The sequence below is a fragment of the Opitutia bacterium genome (assembly GCA_016217545.1).
Classification (GTDB): Bacteria; Verrucomicrobiota; Verrucomicrobiia; order Opitutales; family Opitutaceae; genus Didemnitutus.
In genome coordinates, this window is sequence record JACRHT010000002.1 from 182,255 (window position 1) to 197,861 (window position 15,607).

Annotated in this window: 14 protein-coding genes; 7 read left to right on the plus strand and 7 right to left on the minus strand. The window is 63.4% G+C overall.

Annotation, left to right across the window (positions count from 1 at the left end; all coding sequences use genetic code 11):
• Positions 1–110 precede the first annotated feature (110 nt).
• Both HZA32_00860 and lgt read left to right on the plus strand, forming a co-directional pair.
• Entirely contained in the window at positions 111–1,166 is a 1,056-nt protein-coding gene (locus HZA32_00860; GenBank protein ID MBI5422603.1) for an HlyC/CorC family transporter, read from the plus strand.
• 55 nt (positions 1,167–1,221) lie between these two features.
• Positions 1,222–2,052 (plus strand): prolipoprotein diacylglyceryl transferase, encoded by an 831-nt coding sequence (gene lgt, locus HZA32_00865; protein MBI5422604.1) that lies wholly within the window; start codon positions 1,222–1,224, stop codon positions 2,050–2,052.
• Between the two features lie 55 nt (positions 2,053–2,107).
• On the opposite strand, the gene HZA32_00870 is transcribed toward lgt, so the two are convergent.
• Complete coding sequence (locus HZA32_00870) at positions 2,108–3,397, minus strand: glucose-1-phosphate adenylyltransferase (GenBank protein ID MBI5422605.1); 1,290 nt, start codon at positions 3,395–3,397, stop codon at positions 2,108–2,110.
• Between the two features lie 66 nt (positions 3,398–3,463).
• Between HZA32_00870 and glmS the strand changes: the two genes are divergently transcribed.
• The 3 genes from glmS (at position 3,464) to HZA32_00885 (ending at position 7,985) form a co-directional block, all read left to right on the plus strand.
• Positions 3,464–5,320, plus strand: a complete 1,857-nt coding sequence (gene glmS / locus HZA32_00875; protein MBI5422606.1) for a glutamine--fructose-6-phosphate transaminase (isomerizing) — start codon at positions 3,464–3,466, stop codon at positions 5,318–5,320.
• Positions 5,321–5,324: 4 nt separating this feature from the next.
• Complete coding sequence (gene trpE, locus HZA32_00880) at positions 5,325–6,758, plus strand: anthranilate synthase component I (GenBank protein MBI5422607.1); 1,434 nt, start codon at positions 5,325–5,327, stop codon at positions 6,756–6,758.
• 135 nt (positions 6,759–6,893) lie between these two features.
• Positions 6,894–7,985 carry an RNA polymerase sigma factor RpoD/SigA gene (locus tag HZA32_00885; protein ID MBI5422608.1) on the plus strand — a complete coding sequence of 364 codons (1,092 nt, stop codon included), beginning with the start codon at positions 6,894–6,896 and terminating at the stop codon, positions 7,983–7,985.
• A 64-nt stretch (positions 7,986–8,049) separates the two neighbouring features.
• Here HZA32_00885 and HZA32_00890 read toward each other — a convergent pair whose 3' ends face one another.
• The 5 genes from HZA32_00890 to HZA32_00910 form a co-directional block, all read right to left on the minus strand.
• Positions 8,050–8,532, minus strand: coding sequence for a hypothetical protein (locus tag HZA32_00890; protein ID MBI5422609.1), 483 nt, complete (start codon positions 8,530–8,532; stop codon positions 8,050–8,052).
• Positions 8,533–8,855: 323 nt separating this feature from the next.
• Complete coding sequence (gene rpsA / locus HZA32_00895) at positions 8,856–10,529, minus strand: 30S ribosomal protein S1 (GenBank protein ID MBI5422610.1); 1,674 nt, start codon at positions 10,527–10,529, stop codon at positions 8,856–8,858.
• Positions 10,530–10,723: 194 nt separating this feature from the next.
• Positions 10,724–11,194 carry a hypothetical protein gene (locus HZA32_00900; protein ID MBI5422611.1) on the minus strand — a complete coding sequence of 157 codons (471 nt, stop codon included), beginning with the start codon at positions 11,192–11,194 and terminating at the stop codon, positions 10,724–10,726.
• 42 nt (positions 11,195–11,236) lie between these two features.
• Entirely contained in the window at positions 11,237–12,265 is a 1,029-nt protein-coding gene (locus HZA32_00905) for an agmatine deiminase family protein (protein ID MBI5422612.1), read from the minus strand.
• Positions 12,266–12,409: 144 nt separating this feature from the next.
• Complete coding sequence (locus tag HZA32_00910) at positions 12,410–13,285, minus strand: carbon-nitrogen hydrolase (GenBank protein ID MBI5422613.1); 876 nt, start codon at positions 13,283–13,285, stop codon at positions 12,410–12,412.
• Between the two features lie 220 nt (positions 13,286–13,505).
• Here HZA32_00910 and HZA32_00915 point away from each other — a divergent pair, with 220 nt between their 5' ends.
• Both HZA32_00915 and HZA32_00920 read left to right on the plus strand, forming a co-directional pair.
• Positions 13,506–14,240, plus strand: a complete 735-nt coding sequence (locus HZA32_00915; GenBank protein MBI5422614.1) for a response regulator transcription factor — start codon at positions 13,506–13,508, stop codon at positions 14,238–14,240.
• A 64-nt stretch (positions 14,241–14,304) separates the two neighbouring features.
• Positions 14,305–14,679, plus strand: coding sequence for a four helix bundle protein (locus tag HZA32_00920; protein ID MBI5422615.1), 375 nt, complete (start codon positions 14,305–14,307; stop codon positions 14,677–14,679).
• Between the two features lie 43 nt (positions 14,680–14,722).
• On the opposite strand, the gene HZA32_00925 is transcribed toward HZA32_00920, so the two are convergent.
• Positions 14,723–15,607, minus strand: a complete 885-nt coding sequence (locus HZA32_00925) for a 5'-3' exonuclease (protein MBI5422616.1) — start codon at positions 15,605–15,607, stop codon at positions 14,723–14,725.

Below are 15,607 nucleotides of genomic sequence, written 5' to 3' on the forward strand. Positions count from 1 at the left end.
CGCGCGTCGCAGCCCGGCAAGGAAACTTTGACCCGTAGGGTAGTCATTACGGCCCACAACCCCGGCTAAAAGAAATTGTGTGCCCCCCGGCCGCAGCCCACCTTGGCGCCATGTTCGGCTTCGTCTTCGCGGTCCTGTTCACGCTCGGCATCTCCTTCTGGTGCTCGTTGCTGGAAGCGCTCGTGCTCAGCACCACCACCGCCGAGGTCGAAGCGCTGAAGCGCGCCAAGCCCGCGCGCGGGGCGTTGCTGGAGGGATTTCGCACGAACATGGAAGAGACGATCTCATCCATCCTCACGCTCAACACGATGGCGCACACCCTGGGCTCCGTCATCGTCGGCGCGCTCGGCGCGGATCTGTTCGGCCATGCCTCGCTGGGCTTCATCTCGGGCGGCATGACGCTCGGCATCCTCATCCTCTCCGAAGTCATCCCGAAGAACCTCGGCGTCGTCCACCGCCCTGCCCTGCAGCCGCACATCGTCTATCCGCTGCTCTGGATGACGCGGGTGCTGCGGCCGATCACCTGGCTCTGCAAGCAGGTCGTGAAGATCGTGGTCGGCAAGAAGGCGCTGCATCAACAGGCCGACCGCGAGATCATCCTGCTCGCCGAAAAGGGTGCGCAGGAAGGCACCCTTTCGCGCAGTGAATCGAGCATCATCACGAACGCCCTTTCGCTCGACGACGTGCGGGTCGAGGAAATCATGACGCCACGCATCGTGGTGACGGCGCTGCCGCGCAATTCCACCGTGGGCGAAGTCTTCCGCGAATACCCGAACGTGCCGTTCGCCCGCATTCCTGTTTACGGCAAGAACCTCGATGACGTGGTCGGCTTGGTGCGACGCCGCGACCTTCTGAAAGCGAAGGCCAACGACCAGGATTTCGAGCTCGTCGAGAAGCTCATGCAGGAGGTGCAGTTCGTCCCCGAAACCGTGACGGTCGCCCAAGCGCTACAGCAGTTCCTCAAGACGCATCAGCAGATCGCCGTCGTGGTCGACGAATTCGGCGCGACCACCGGCGTGCTCACCATGGAGGACATCATGGAACACATCCTCGGCAAAGAGATCTTCGAGAAGGACGACGTCGCCGTCGACATGCGCGAACTCGCCCGCGCCAAGTCGCAGAAGCTCACCCGCCCGCGCCGCGGCGAAACGCCAGGCAAATCGTAGTCCGTCAGCACTTCCGTTAATTTTCACCGTTTTCCGCCCTCAGAATTTCCCGCCCGTGTCACTACTCGCCTTCTGGGTTCACGACCTCAGCCCGTTTCTCATCCGCTTCGGCGACAACTTCGGCATCCGCTACTACGGCCTCGCTTATCTGCTCGGTTTCGTCGCGTGCGGCTGGCTGCTCCGCAAATATCATCAAGCGGGGCGGACGCCGCTGAACTTCGACGACGCGATGGACCTCGTGCTCGCCGTCGTCGTCGGCACGATCCTCGGGGGGCGACTCGGATACTTCGTGCTCTATCAACCGCACATCTTCGCGCACGATCCGCTCGCTCTGCTCCGGGTGTGGGAGGGCGGCATGGCGAGTCACGGCGCGTTCCTCGGCATCGCGCTCGCGCTCGCCTTCTACGCGCGCCGAAGGAAGGTCCCTTTCCTCCACCTGGGTGATCTCGTCGTCAGCACGGCCCCCGTCGGCCTGTTCCTCGGCCGCGTGGCCAACTTCATCAACGGCGAACTCTGGGGCAAGCCGAGCCGCGTGCCGTGGGCGGTGATCTTCCCGCACAGCGCCGAGCCCGGCATGCCGGCGCACCTGATCCTGCCGCGCCATCCTTCGCAGCTCTACGAAGCTGCGACCGAGGGATTGCTGCTGTTCGCGTTCGCGCAGTGGCGATTCTGGCAAACCGACGTCGTGCGTCGCGAACCGGGGCGGCTGGCGGGCGAGTTCCTGGTCGCCTACGCGCTGGTGCGGATGTTCTGCGAACTCTTCCGCGAGCCCGACGCCGCGCTGATCCTCGGCCTGAGCCGCGGCACGTTCTACTCGTTCTTCCTGATCGTCGCCGGCCTCGCTCTCATCGCGCTTACTCGGCGACCCGCGACGTCCGCGAAGTAAGCAAAAAGGCGCGCCAATCGGCGCGCCTTCGGAGAATTCGCGGAGCCCGGCTAGCTCAGAGCGTGAAATTGGACGGCACGATGCCGCCCTTCACCACGCAGAGCACGCCATCGCGAATCACGATGCCGTGCGGATACTCGCCGTCCGGCTTGCCGTCGGGAGAGAGCGTGACGTTGTCGCCGATGCGCGCGTTCTTATCGATGATGCTGCGCCGGATCTTGCAGTTGCGCCCGACGCCGAAGTGCGGGCGGCCCGCCTTGCGGTCGGCCTCCTGCTCCACATCGGTCTGATAGTAGTCGGCGCCCATCATCACGACGTCCTGCAAATCGGAGTTTTCACCGAGGATCGAGCGGATGCCGATCAAGCAATGGCGCAGCCGCGAATCGGTGACGATGCAACCGTCGCCGATGACGACGTGATCGATGTCGCAATGGTTGATCTTGGACGCCGGCAGGTAGCGCGCGTGCGTGTAGATGGGGGCGTTGCGATCGAAGAAGTTGAACGGCGGGAGCGGCTGCGCGAGCGCGAGGTTGGCCTCGAAGAACGCGCGCACCGTGCCGATGTCCTCCCAGTAGCCCTCGAAGATGTAGCTGCAGAGCTTGGCCTTCCCGAGCAGGGTCGGGATGACCTCCTTGCCGAAATCCTTCATCGTGTTGTCGAGCGCGCGCGAGAGCACGTCGCGGCTGAACACGTAGATGCCCATCGACGCAAGGCAGCGCTTCTCGCCGGTCTTGTTCGTGCCGAGGCGCGCCTCGAGCGCGTCGCTCATCGCGAGGCCGTTGATGATCGCGGGATCCTTGGGCTTTTCGACGAACTCGGAGATCGTGAGATCGTCCGCCACACGCATGAGGCCGAGGCCCTCGACCTTCGAGGTCGCGAACGGGATCGCGGCGATCGTGACGTCGGCCTTCGTCTCGATGTGCTGCTGCACGATCTTCGCGAAATCCATCCGGTAGAGCTGGTCGCCGGAGAGGATGAGGATGTATTCGTGCCGGTGGCTGTTGAAGTGAACGATGTTGCGGCGCACGGCGTCGGCGGTGCCCTCATACCACGCGTTGCTCTTCTCCGTCTGCTCGGCGGACAGGATGTCCACGAAGCCGCCGTTGAACGCATCGAAGTGAAAGCTCTTCTGAATGTGCCGGTGCAGCGACGCGGTCAGAAACTGCGTGAGCAGGAAGATGCGATTGTAGCCGGAATTGATGCAGTTGCTGATCGGGATATCGACGAGGCGATACTTTCCGGCCAGCGGCACCGCCGGCTTGCAACGTTCCTTCGTGAGGGGAAACAGCCGCGTGCCGCGACCGCCGCCCATGATGACGGACAAAACCCGTTTGGAGTCAGACATGGTAAAGCTAAAGGCCTTGCGTATCATTCCGGGCACTTCTCAAATCGCCAGACAATTTAAACCCTTATGTGTGGCATCGTTGGATACGTCGGAAAAAACAAAGCAGCCCCGCTCATCCTCGAGGGGCTGAAGCGCCTCGAGTATCGAGGCTACGACTCTGCCGGCGTCGCGGTGTGGCAAAACGGAGGGTTCTCCATCGCGAAAAAAATCGGCCGCGTTGCGGGACTCGAACCCGAGGCGGCGAAGCTCAAGCTTACCGGAACCTACGGCATGGGCCACACGCGCTGGGCGACCCACGGCGGCGTCACCGACGCCAACGCGCACCCGCACCTCAGCAGCGACGGCAAGATCGCGCTGATCCACAACGGCGTCATCGAAAACTACTCCTCGATCAAAAAATTCCTCGCCAGCCGCGGCTTCACTTTCAAATCCGAGACTGACACCGAGGTCCTCTGCAACGCCATCGCCTACCACTACGCGAAGGAGCCGGTCCCCACCGACCCGACCGAAAGCCGCTTCGTCACCGCCGTGCGCAAGACGCTTCGTCACGCCGAAGGCACTTACGGCATCGTGGTCATGGCGGTCGACGTCCCTGGTGAACTCGTCACGGCCCGCAAGGGCTCGCCGCTGATCCTCGGCATCGGCGACGGCGAGAGCCTGGTCGCGAGCGACGTCGCGGCGATCGTCAGCCGCACGCAGAACGTCGTCTACCTCAAGGACGGCGAGATCGCCCACCTCACGCCGAAGAACTTCGCCATCACGACCCTCGACGCCGGTGACGTCTCGCCGGTCATCGACAAGGTCACTTGGTCGATCTCCGACGCCGAGCTTAACGGCTACTCGCATTTCATGGAGAAGGAGATTTTCGAGCAGCCCACCGCCCTCGAAAACACGATGCGCGGACGCTTCTCCGAGGACGGCAGCACGGCCCAATTCGGCGGCCTCAACATCACCGCGAGCGAGCTGCGCAACTACGAGCGTTTCCAATTCCTCGCCTGCGGCACCGCGCTGCACGCCTGCATGGTGACCGAGCACCAGATCGAACGTTTCGCCCGCGTGCCCGTCGAGTGCGACTACGCGTCGGAATTCCGCTACCGCAACTCCCCGCTCGATCCCGCGACGCTCTTTTTCACGATGAGCCAGTCGGGCGAGACCATCGACACGCTCGCCGCGATGCGCGAGGCGAAGCGCAAGGGCTACAAGGTGCTCGCGATTAACAACGTCGTCGGCTCCACCATCGCGCGCGAGGCGGACGGCGGCATCTACCAGCACGTCGGCCCCGAGGTGGGCGTCGCCTCGACGAAGGCCTTCACCTCCCAATTGCTCATCGGCGCGATGCTCGCGCTCTACATCGGCCGCATGCGCGACATGAGCTTCAGCGACGGCGCGCAGATCGTCCAGGCGCTCAAGAGCGCGCCCGACCTCGTGCGGACCGCACTCAAGCAGGCGGATCACATCCGCGGCATCGCGAAGCGCTACGCGCATTACCACGACATGCTCTTCCTCGGCCGCCTGTCGCTCTTCCCCATCGCGCTCGAAGGCGCGCTGAAGCTGAAGGAGATTTCCTACATCCACGCCGAGGGCTATCCGGCCGCGGAAATGAAACACGGCCCGATCGCTCTCATCAGCGAGCAGTGTCCGTCCGTCTTCTTCGTCTCGAGCGGCGAGATGTTCAACAAGGTCTTGTCCTCGATGCAGGAGATCAAAGCGCGCAAGGGAAAGGTCATCGCGGTCTGCACCGACGGTTGCAAATTGCCCGACGGGCTCGCGGACGAAGTCATCCCGATTCCGGAGTGCCACGAGGCTGTCCTGCCGATCGTCGCCACCATCCCCGTCCAACTGCTCAGCTATTACATCGCCGTCGAACTCGGCCGCGATGTCGACAAGCCCCGCAACCTGGCGAAATCCGTTACCGTCGAGTGAAGTGATGCGCGTCGCCCCTTCCCGCTCCGAATTCCTCGCGCTCAGCCAGCGCGGCAACGTCATCCCGGTTACCGCCGAATTGCTCGCGGATCTCGAGACTCCAGTCTCGGCGTTCGCCAAGCTCCGCACGAGGGGCCCGGCGTTCCTCCTCGAATCCGTCGAAGGCGGCGAGCACCTCTCGCGCTACAGCTTCGTCGGCTGCAACCCGCGCAAGATCATCTCGGCGCAAGCCGGCGACGGCGACCCGTTGCAGCAACTCGAGCGCGAGATGAAGCAATACCGTCCCGTCGAATTGCCCGGACTGCCGCCCTTCACCGGCGGCGCGGTCGGTTACCTCGGCTACGAATTCATCCACGGCGTCGAACGCACAGTGCCGCTCGCCGCTCGCGACGACCTCGGCGTGCCGATGATGTGGTTCATGCTCTGCGACTCGCTCGTGGTGTTCGACCGCGCGCGCCAGACGCTGCGCTTGATCGTCAACGCCCACATCACCGCCGACGCGGGTGCCGCCTACGATGCCGCCGTGGCGGAGATCGACCGCCTACGCACGGTCCTGCGGGCCCCCTGCCCGATCGCTCCGGCCGAACTGGGCGAGGTCGACGGCATCGCTGTTCCTCCCGGCAATCATTCGAAAGCCAGCTTTGAGAAAATGGTCGAGGACTCGAAGGAGTTCATCCGCGCCGGCGATATCTTTCAGATCGTCCTTTCGCAGCGCTTCACGCGCGACTTCGCCAAGACCCCGCTCGATCTCTACCGCGCACTGCGGACGGTCAATCCCTCGCCCTACATGTTCATCCTGGAGACGGGCGAGTTCTCGCTCGTTGGCGCCTCGCCCGAAGTGCACGTGCGCCTCACGGGACGGCACGCGGAAATCCGCCCAATCGCCGGCACCCGTCCGCGCGGCAAGACCCCCGACGAAGACGTCGCGCTCGAAAAGGACCTGCTCGCCGATGAAAAGGAAAAGGCCGAGCACCTGATGCTGGTCGACCTCGCGCGCAACGACTTTGGCCGCGTTTGCAGTTACGGCAGCGTGAAGGTGCCCGAATTCATGACCATCGAGCGCTACTCCCACGTGATGCACATCGTGTCACAGGTGGAGGGACAACTTGCGCCAGAACGTTCCGCTTTCGACCTCATGCGGGCAACTTTCCCGGCCGGCACCGTCAGCGGCGCCCCCAAGGTCCGAGCCATGCAGCTGATCGCCCAATTCGAGGGCACCCAACGTGGCACTTACGCCGGCGCGCTCGGGTATTTCAGCTACAACGGTAATCTGGATTCCTGCATAACTCTGCGCACGGCATTGCTTAAGGATGGTAGAGTTCACGTCCAAACGGGAGCCGGGCTCGTGGCCGATTCGGTGCCTGCGGCCGAATATCAGGAGACGATCAACAAGGCCTCGGCCCTCTTCAAAGCCATCGCATTGGCCGAGAAAATCTAGCCGCGACGCGTCCAAGCGGCACAGACACCCGTATTTCGGGTCAAACAGCGACACTGGGAATTTCCACGCGGGGTCCGGCATCTAATGTGCAGGACATCGGTTGAAATGACCACCGTGTCTCAATCTATCCACGCCATGCCCAATCGCAAAAAGCTTCACCACGCTGCGCCGGCTGTCGAACAAACCGCCTCCGCGCGCGTCCAGACTGTTTCCATTCCGTCCGTCGACGAAGGTCTGACGGTCCGTCCCGAAATCAAACCGGCCCCGACCGCGGCCCAGTCCGAGTTCGACAAGGCCTCGCCCGTCGATCGCCGCGATGAGCGCTCGAATCTCCAGCTCTATCTCAACGAGATTCGCCAGACGCCGCTCCTTACCATCGAGGAGGAGATCAAGCTCGCCGCCCGCATCAAGCGCGGCGACAAGGCGGCCCGCGACCACATGATCAAGGCGAACCTCCGCCTCGTCGTGAAGATCGCCTACGACTACAAGGAAATGGGCCTCCCGCTCATGGACCTCATTTCCGAAGGCAATCTCGGCCTCATCAAGGCCGTCGAGCGCTTCGACCCCGCCAAGGGCGGCAAGCTCTCCACCTACGCCGCGTGGTGGATCAAGCAGTCGATGAAGCGCGCCTTGGCCAACCAGTCCAAGACCATCCGCCTCCCCGTTCACCTCGTCGACAAGATCGCCCGCATGCGCCGCACGATCGCGGCTCTCACGGACGAGTTCGGCCGCGAGCCGACGAACGAGGAGATCGCTTACGAGATGCAGATGCCGATCAACAAGATCGCCCTGCTCAAGACCGTCAGCGTCCGCCCGGCCTCGCTCGATGCGCCGGTCGGCGAGGACAGCGATTCCGCCACGCTCGGCGACCTCGTCGGCGACGAGAGCACGATCGCCCCCGATGCCGATCTCGGTGAGCGCAACCTCCACGAAGATCTCCGCGCCATGGTCAACTCCCTCGATCCGCGCGAGGCCGAGATCATCAAACTCCGCTTCGGCCTCGACGGAAAAGACGAGCTGACCCTGGAGGAAGTCGGCAAGAAATTCAAAGTCACCCGCGAGCGTATCCGCCAGCTCGAGTATCTCGCGCTCTCGAAGATCCGCCGCCATATGGCGAAGCACGACAAGCAGCGGACGGTCGACGAGATCGATCAGGAAACCCGCGCCGAGGAACGCGCCCAGACCATCCGCGACTACCTCGCGCGCAACGGCAAGACCAACGACTGATCCCTGTCGGTTACGACTCACCACCAAGGCGCCCGAATGCCGGGCGCCTTTTCGTTTGCGGTCCTCAATCGCTCGCGCCTCCCCTGCGCGGAATCCGCCCTACCGCTGGTCGAGCAAACGCCGCACGCGTCCGCGCAGTTCGTCCGCATGGAACGGTTTCGCCAGATAGGCCGCCCGGAGCGAGCTGGTAGTTGCTGGCAACCAAATCGCGTGAATAACCGCTGCAGTAAATCACGCGCAGCCCGAGTCGCCCGGCACTCAACTGCTCTCCCAGTTGCACGCCATTGATCCGACCCGGCATCATCGCGTCGGTGATCAACAGGGCGACGTCGTCCTTGTGATCGCGCCAGAGCCACTGGGCGGCGGGCAGGCCAGCGAGAGTGACCGAGGACAGATCGGAGCCGGTCTGGTTGTTGACCGTGTATTCGTAGTGATACGCGGGACCGTTGTTGGTGACGTTGGCCTGCACCGAGACTTGGGCCCGGGCGGAGCCGAACACCAGCGCGCCGAGCGCGAGCAGGCCGAGGATTCTGAAGCGTGTTGTCATAGGGGGATGCGATTGGACGACGCGCCGACCGGTCCGCAGCACCGCAAATCACAGCCGGGCGTCAGGGATGAAAACGCCGCGCCGGAGCATGCGGACGCAACCAGGCCGGGAAATTTCCTGCGCGCGACAAAGGCGCATCCGCAGCGCCACGCGCGACGTAAGCCCGCGCCTGACGGGAAACGATGAGGCGGCGAAGCGAATCTCGTTCGCTCGGGCGGTTCGTCGGCCCAGAAAAGAAAAAGGCGCCCGCGTTGCTGCGGGCGCCTTGAGAGTGTTTCGCTTGTGGCCGGGCTCGGCGAGCCCGGCTACAGGTTGGCGAGAGCTTATTCCTTCTTCGCGGCCTCGTCGAAGATGTCGCCGAGGTTCGTGAGGTCGGAACCGCTGCTCTGCTTGGTGAACTGCTCGTAGGAAGCGGTCTCCTGCGCGAGCTGTTCGGCCGAGTAGTTGGCGGCCTTGATCGAGAGGCCGATGCGGCGGCCTTCGCGGTCGATCTTCACGACGCGCGCGGTGACCTGCTGACCGGGCTTGAGCTCGTCCTTCACCTTCTCGACGCGGTCTTCCTTGATCTGCGAGATGTGCACCATGCCGTCGATGCCGTCCTTGAGCTCCACGAAGGCGCCGAAGTTGGCGATCTTCGAGACGGTGCCCTGGACGACGTCGCCGATGCGGAAGTGCGCATCGATGTCGGTCCACGGATCGGTCATCAGCTGCTTCATGCCGAGGCTGATGCGCTGCTGGTTCGGATCGACGTCGAGCACGATGGCGTCGACTTCGTCGCCCTTCTTGAGGACTTCCGACGGGTGGTTGACCTTGCGGGTCCAGCTCATGTCGGAGACGTGCACCATGCCGTCGATGCCTTCTTCGAGTTCGATGAAGGCGCCGTAGGTGGTCATGTTGCGCACCTTGCCGCGGACGCGAGCGCCCACCGGGTAGTTGTGGCGGACCATGTCCCACGGGTTGGGCTCGAGCTGGCGGAGGCCGAGCGAGATTTTCTGCTCTTCCTTCTGGATGCCGAGGACGACCGCATCGAGTTCCTGACCGACCTTGAGCAGTTCGGAGGGCTTGGTGATGCGCTTGGTCCAGGACATCTCGGTGATGTGGACGAGGCCTTCGACGCCCGGCTCGAGTTCGATGAACGCGCCGTAGGGGACGAGGTTGACGACCTTGCCGCGGACCTTGGCGCCGACCGGGAACTTGTGGTCGATGTTGTCCCACGGGTTGTTCTTGGTCTGCTTGAGGCCGAGGGAGACACGCTCCTTCTCGCGGTTGATGTCGATGACCATGACCTCGATCTCCTCGCCCTGCTTGAGCATTTCGGACGGGTGACCGATGCGGCCCCAGGACATGTCGGTGATGTGGAGCAGGCCGTCCATGCCGTCGAGGTCGATGAACGCGCCGAAGTCGGTGATGTTCTTGACGACGCCCTTGCGGATCTGGCCGGGCTGGAGCTTCTCGAGGAGCTCGCGGCGCTTGTTGTGGCGCTGCTCTTCGATGAGCTCGCGGCGGGAGAGAACGATGTTCTTCCGCTCGTGGTTAATCTTGAGGACCTTGAAGTCGTAGGTCTGGCCGAGATACTGATCGAGGTTCTTCGGCGGCTGGATGTCGATGTGCGAGGCCGGGAGGAAGGAATCCACGCCGATGGAGACGAGGAGGCCGCCCTTGACCTTGCCCTTCACGCGGCCCGAGACGATGGAGCCTTCGTTGCAGCGCGTGAGGATGTTTTCCCAGTTCTTCTTCTGCTGAGCCTTTTCGTAGGAGAGGACGGGATTGCCCTCCTTGTCCTCGAGTTTCTCGAGGAGGACTTCGATCGAGGAGCCGACTTGCAGCTCGCCGAGGTCGAAGAATTCATTGGCCGGGATGGCGCCTTCGGCTTTGCCGCCGATATCGACGATAACTTCGTTGGCGCGGATTTCCGTGATCGTGCCCGGGACCATCGTGCCTTCCTTCAACTTGTCGAAGGAGGATTGCTCGAGCAGCTGTTCCATTAACGAACTCATTTGACTGTGTGCCGAAGACGCACGTCGCACTCCGACGCCGCACGCCTTCCAGGCGGTGGATCCTTGCGGATCCGTGGGTTGATTGTTTCTGGCAAAGGCCGGTGGGAGTGCCGCGGCAGCACCGGCTGTGACGAAGAACGCCGCGAAAGGGGACGAAAGTCCCGAAAGCTCCCCTGCCCCGCAAGCGGAAAAATCTAGTTTTTCCGGTCGACCGGCGCGGTCTTTTGCTCGGCCAAAACCTGCTGCAAGACAGCGAAATAGGTCTCGTAGAAACCGTGCTCACGCAGCGGCCGCTCGTTCGGTCCGCCGAGGCCCTGCGCCTCCACCTGCTCGGTCAGGCGCATGCTGACCTCGGACTGCGCGGGACCGACGGACGCAATCGTCATCTGCGCGACGAGCTGACGCGAGTCGGCGAAAGCGACGCTGGTGTTGATCCGGCTCGCCGCCTCGACGCGGAGGTCGGCGACGGACGAGCGTGTGAGGTTGAAATCGAGGCGCTTGAACGCCGCCTGCGCGGCGTAGTAAACCGCGCGCGATTCACCGTCGACGACCTGAGTCTTCGGCGGCACCTCGGCGAAACGGTCGCGGACACGCGACTCGAGCGACTCGCAACCGGCGAGCAAACCGAGCAACGCAAAGAGAACGAGAGCGAGCGGAGTTTTCATGGAGTCGGAAAAGGACAGCTGAGCCGCGCTGCGGTGCCGCGCTCAGGCGGGCGCGGTGGGCTTGCCGGCCGCCGGCTGTTGCTGCGACAGGCAGTGCAGCGTGCCGAGTCCCCAGATGATGTGGTAGCAATCGACGCCGATCGTCTGCCGTCCGGGGAAGCAACTCGCGATGATCTCGAGCGCCTGCGCGTCGCGCACGCTCTGCCGGAATGTCGGCACGAGCACGGCACCGTTGATGATGAGAAAATTCGCGTAGCTCGCCGGCACGCGCCGGCGCTGGAACGCAAACGGCTTCGGCATCGGCAGCTCGACGATCGAGAACTTGCCGCCGGCCGGCGTGCGGAACGATTTCAACCTTTCGAGATTCTCGGCGAGGATGGCGTGGTTCTTGTCGTTCTCGTTCGGCTCGACGCAGGTGATCAGTCCGTCGGGCTTGTAGAACCGCGTGATGTCGTCGATGTGGCCATCGGTGTCGTCGCCAATGATGCCGTCGCCGACCCAGAGAATCTGCTTCACGCCGAGAAAATCCTTCAGGTTTTTCTCGATCTGCGTGCGCGAGAGGTGCGGGTTGCGATTCTTGTTCAGTAGGCATTGCTCGCTCGTGAGGAGGAGGCCCTGCCCGTTCACGTCGATCGAGCCGCCTTCGAGAACCATGTCGTGCTCGAAGCGTCGGAGGCCGAGCTTTGCGCCGATGCTCGGCGGGATCTGGTTATCGAGATCGAACGGCGGGTATTTGCCGCCCCAAGCGTTGTAGGTCCAGTCGGTGAGCGCGACCTCGCCGGTCGCGTCGTTCTTCACGAAAATCGGACCGTGGTCGCGACACCACGCGTCGTTCGTCGGGTGATCGTAGAACGTAACGCGCGAGAGGTCCGCGCCGGCCTTTTCGCAGAAGCGGCGGGCACGCTTGTGGAGGCGCTCGGCGGCGTTGATGCGCACCTCCTCGAACCGGCTGATCTGCGTCACGAACCGCGCGAAGGCATACGGCACCGGGCGGAACTGCCGCGGCCACGAGTCGTAGTTATGCGGCCACGAGAGCCACACCGCTTCCTGCGGCTCCCACTCGGCGGGCATGCGGAAGCCGAGCGAGGCGGGCGTCTCGATCTTTGGTTTCGATTCTGGTTTCTTGGATTTCTTGGCAGCCACGGAAAGGGAGTGCAGGCACCTCGCCTGCTTCGGCATTTCATCGGCAGGCGGGACGCCTGCGCTGAGTATGGTTCAGTCGCGGAAACGTTTCGTCAGATCGCCGTAAGCGTCGATGCGGCGGTCGCGCAGGAACGGCCAGTGGGTGCGCGTGAGGTCGACTTTTTCGAGGTCGATTTCCTGGAGGATGATTTCCTCCTTATCGACGCTCGCCTTCTGGAGGATCTGGCCGCTGGTGCCGGCCACGAAACTCTGGCCCCAGAATTCGATGCCGTCGCCGCCCTCGGGGGTCTCGGTGCCGATGCGATTCACCGCGGCAACGTAGCAGCCGTTCGCGACCGCGTGCGCGCGCTGGATCGTTTCCCACGCGCCGTGCTGATTCGCGCCGTATTCGGCCTTTTCCTTCGGATGCCAGCCGATCGCCGTCGGATAAAAAAGTATCTCCGCGCCCGCCATCGCCGTGAGGCGCGCGCCTTCCGGATACCATTGGTCCCAGCAAATCAGCACGCCGATCTTGCCGTATTTCGTCTGCCACGCCTTGAAGCCCGTGTCGCCCGGCGTGAAATAGAACTTCTCGTAGTAGAGCGGATCGTCCGGGATGTGCATTTTCCGGTAGATGCCGAGCAACGAGCCGTCCGCGTCGATGATCACCGCCGTGTTGTGGTAGAGGCCGCTGGCGCGCTTCTCGAACAGCGACGCGACGATCACGACCTGATGCTTCTTCGCGATCTTCTGGAACGCCGCCGTGCTCGGCCCGGGGATCGGCTCGGCCAGCTTGAAGTAATCGTGGTTCTCCGCCTGGCAGAAATACTGCGAGCGGAACAGCTCCTGGGTGCAAATGATCTTCGCGCCCTTCTTCGCCGCCTGTTCGGCGAGCGCGAGCGTCTTCTTGAGATTCTCCGCCGGATGGGCGGAGCAGGCGTGTTGGAGCAGACCCAGCGTGACTTTCATCGCGAAAAATTCCGTGTGGCGGCGTGAGCCGATGATTGCGCGCGAGGCAACGGCCCGCGTCGTCGGAACACAAGTAAACTCTGCGCGGAAATGCGCAACTTTCCCCGTGACGAACAAGGCTTTGACAAGTCATCGCGCAATTGTAAAAAGCTTCCCCAGCCGGTGCTGTCCGCGCCGGCTCCATCCCCAGTCACTGGCCCGCAACCTGTCACCTCACACCATGTGCGCCGCTCCCCGCCCCCTGATCGTCGTCGTCGAAGATGAGAAAGAACTCTGCTCGCTGATCTGCCAGCACCTCGAGGACGCGGGCATGCAAACCCAGCCCTACGACCGCGCCGCCCCCGCACTGCGTTTCCTCGAGCGCAATTTCGCCAACCTGCTCCTCCTCGATCTCAACCTTCCCGACACGACCGGCTTCGAACTGCTCTCCACGCTCAAGCAGCACGACATCCACGTCCCCACGATTTTCCTCACCGGCAGCGCCGCCGAGGCCGACAAGGTCAAGGGCCTCAACATGGGCGGCGACGACTACATCACGAAGCCCTTCAGTTACGCCGAACTCGTCGCACGCATCCACGCCGTGCTCCGTCGCGCCGAGTCGAAGGGCGACTTCAATCTCACGAAAAACGTCAAGACGGTCGACCAGCCCTTCGAGTTCCTCGGCGCCAAGGTCCACCCCGACCGCCTCGAAATCGAATTCCCCAACAACGTCTCGCACAAGATCGGCCGCAAGGAACTCGGCATCCTCGCCTACCTGAACACGCATCGCCACGTCGTCATCACGCGCAAGGAGCTCATCCACTCCGTCTGGGGTATCCACGCCGACGTCCGCAGCCGCTCACTCGACCAATACATCGTGAAAGTCCGCGCCGCCTTCGCGAAGAACGGCCTCACGCTCGACAGCTTCAAGACCGTCCACGGCATCGGCTACATCTTCGAGCCACCGGCGAGCTGACCGAGGACGGAGGACAGAAAATAGAGGACGGCGAACAAACCAATCTACGGGCCAGCCATGAACAATGCTCATTCGTCAATTCACCGAGCTGGACGTGTATCGGCGGTCGAGCGAACTCGCCGAGAGAATTTTCGTCCTGAGCAAGCGCTGGCCGCCCGAAGAACGCTATTCGCTCACTGACCAGATTCGCCGCGCCGCTCGCTCGGTTGGTGCAAACATCGCCGAGTCTTGGGGAAAGCGCCGTTACGAGGCGCACTTCGTCAGCAAGCTAACCGACGCCGACGCAGAGAACCACGAAATCGAACACTGGTTGATCACTGCTCACCGGGACGGATACCTCACGTCGTCCGATTTCGCCGCGCTCCTCGCGATCAAACGCGAGGTTGGCGCCAGAATCGGCAAGATGATCCAGAACCCCGCCCCGTTTTTGCTGAAATAATCCGTCCTCGGTCTTCAGTCCTCTGTTCTCCGTCCTCCGTCCCTCAGAACAACTCCTGCTGCCCCGTGTAGCGCTTCTGCGCTTCCACCAGCGTCGAGCGCATCTCCATCGATTCGAACAGCGGAAGCAGCTTCGCGGTGTCCGGCTCGCCCGGCTCCACCCACGGCATCGGCGAACTCGTGCGCAGCGTCGTCAGCTTCAGGTTCCGCCGCAAATCCTCCGCGCGCGCCGCGACCTGCTCGCGGAACCGTTCCGGCTTCAGCGTCGCCGCCGCCGCGATCAGGCCTTCGAGCGAGCCGTGCTCCTCCAGCCACTTCGTCGCCGTCTTCGGTCCGCAGCCGTCGATGCCGGGAATGTTGTCCGACACGTCGCCGACGATCGCGAGATACTCCGCGATCTTCGCCGGCGGCACGCCAAACTTCTCCACCACCCCGGCCGCGTCGAGCACGCGCCAGCCGAGCTTCGGGTTCGCGGTCGGCGGAGGCAGCAGGATCTTGATCCGCTCATTCACGCACTGCGCGAAATCCTTGTCGGCGCTCACGATCAACACCTCGTGCCCGGCCGCCGCCAGCACGTGCGCCTGCGACGCCAGCAAGTCGTCCGACTCCACGCCGTCGAGCTCGATGCCGACCAAGCCCATCGCCCGGGTGATCTCCTTGATCACCGGAATCTGCTTCTCGAGCGGTTCCGGCGTCTCCTTGCGGTTCGCTTTGTATTCCGGATGCAGCGCCAGCCGGTCCTGCGCGCCGCCGAGATCGAAGAAGCACAGCGTGAAGTCCGGCTTCTCCTGATCCTGCAGCCGCCAGATGCTCTTCACCCAGCCGTGCAACGCGCCCGTCGGAAACCCGTCCGCGCGCGTCAGCTCCGGCATCCCGTAGAACGCGCGGAACGCGAGGTTGTAGCCATCCAGCAGCAGCCATTTCGCCAT

Excerpts from the sequence above, each read along its gene's own strand:
- HZA32_00860 (MBI5422603.1), top strand. The coding sequence starts at position 111 with ATGTTCGGCTTCGTCTTCGCGGTCCTGTTCACGCTCGGCATCTCCTTC.
- HZA32_00870 (MBI5422605.1), bottom strand. The coding sequence starts at position 3,397 with ATGTCTGACTCCAAACGGGTTTTGTCCGTCATCATGGGCGGCGGTCGC.
- glmS (MBI5422606.1), top strand. The coding sequence starts at position 3,464 with ATGTGTGGCATCGTTGGATACGTCGGAAAAAACAAAGCAGCCCCGCTC.
- trpE (MBI5422607.1), top strand. The coding sequence starts at position 5,325 with ATGCGCGTCGCCCCTTCCCGCTCCGAATTCCTCGCGCTCAGCCAGCGC.
- HZA32_00885 (MBI5422608.1), top strand. The coding sequence starts at position 6,894 with ATGCCCAATCGCAAAAAGCTTCACCACGCTGCGCCGGCTGTCGAACAA.
- HZA32_00890 (MBI5422609.1), bottom strand. The coding sequence starts at position 8,532 with ATGACAACACGCTTCAGAATCCTCGGCCTGCTCGCGCTCGGCGCGCTG.
- rpsA (MBI5422610.1), bottom strand. The coding sequence starts at position 10,529 with ATGAGTTCGTTAATGGAACAGCTGCTCGAGCAATCCTCCTTCGACAAG.
- HZA32_00900 (MBI5422611.1), bottom strand. The coding sequence starts at position 11,194 with ATGAAAACTCCGCTCGCTCTCGTTCTCTTTGCGTTGCTCGGTTTGCTC.
- HZA32_00905 (MBI5422612.1), bottom strand. The coding sequence starts at position 12,265 with ATGCCCGCCGAGTGGGAGCCGCAGGAAGCGGTGTGGCTCTCGTGGCCG.
- HZA32_00910 (MBI5422613.1), bottom strand. The coding sequence starts at position 13,285 with ATGAAAGTCACGCTGGGTCTGCTCCAACACGCCTGCTCCGCCCATCCG.
- HZA32_00915 (MBI5422614.1), top strand. The coding sequence starts at position 13,506 with ATGTGCGCCGCTCCCCGCCCCCTGATCGTCGTCGTCGAAGATGAGAAA.
- HZA32_00920 (MBI5422615.1), top strand. The coding sequence starts at position 14,305 with ATGCTCATTCGTCAATTCACCGAGCTGGACGTGTATCGGCGGTCGAGC.
- HZA32_00925 (MBI5422616.1), bottom strand. The coding sequence starts at position 15,607 with ATGGCGAAATGGCTGCTGCTGGATGGCTACAACCTCGCGTTCCGCGCG.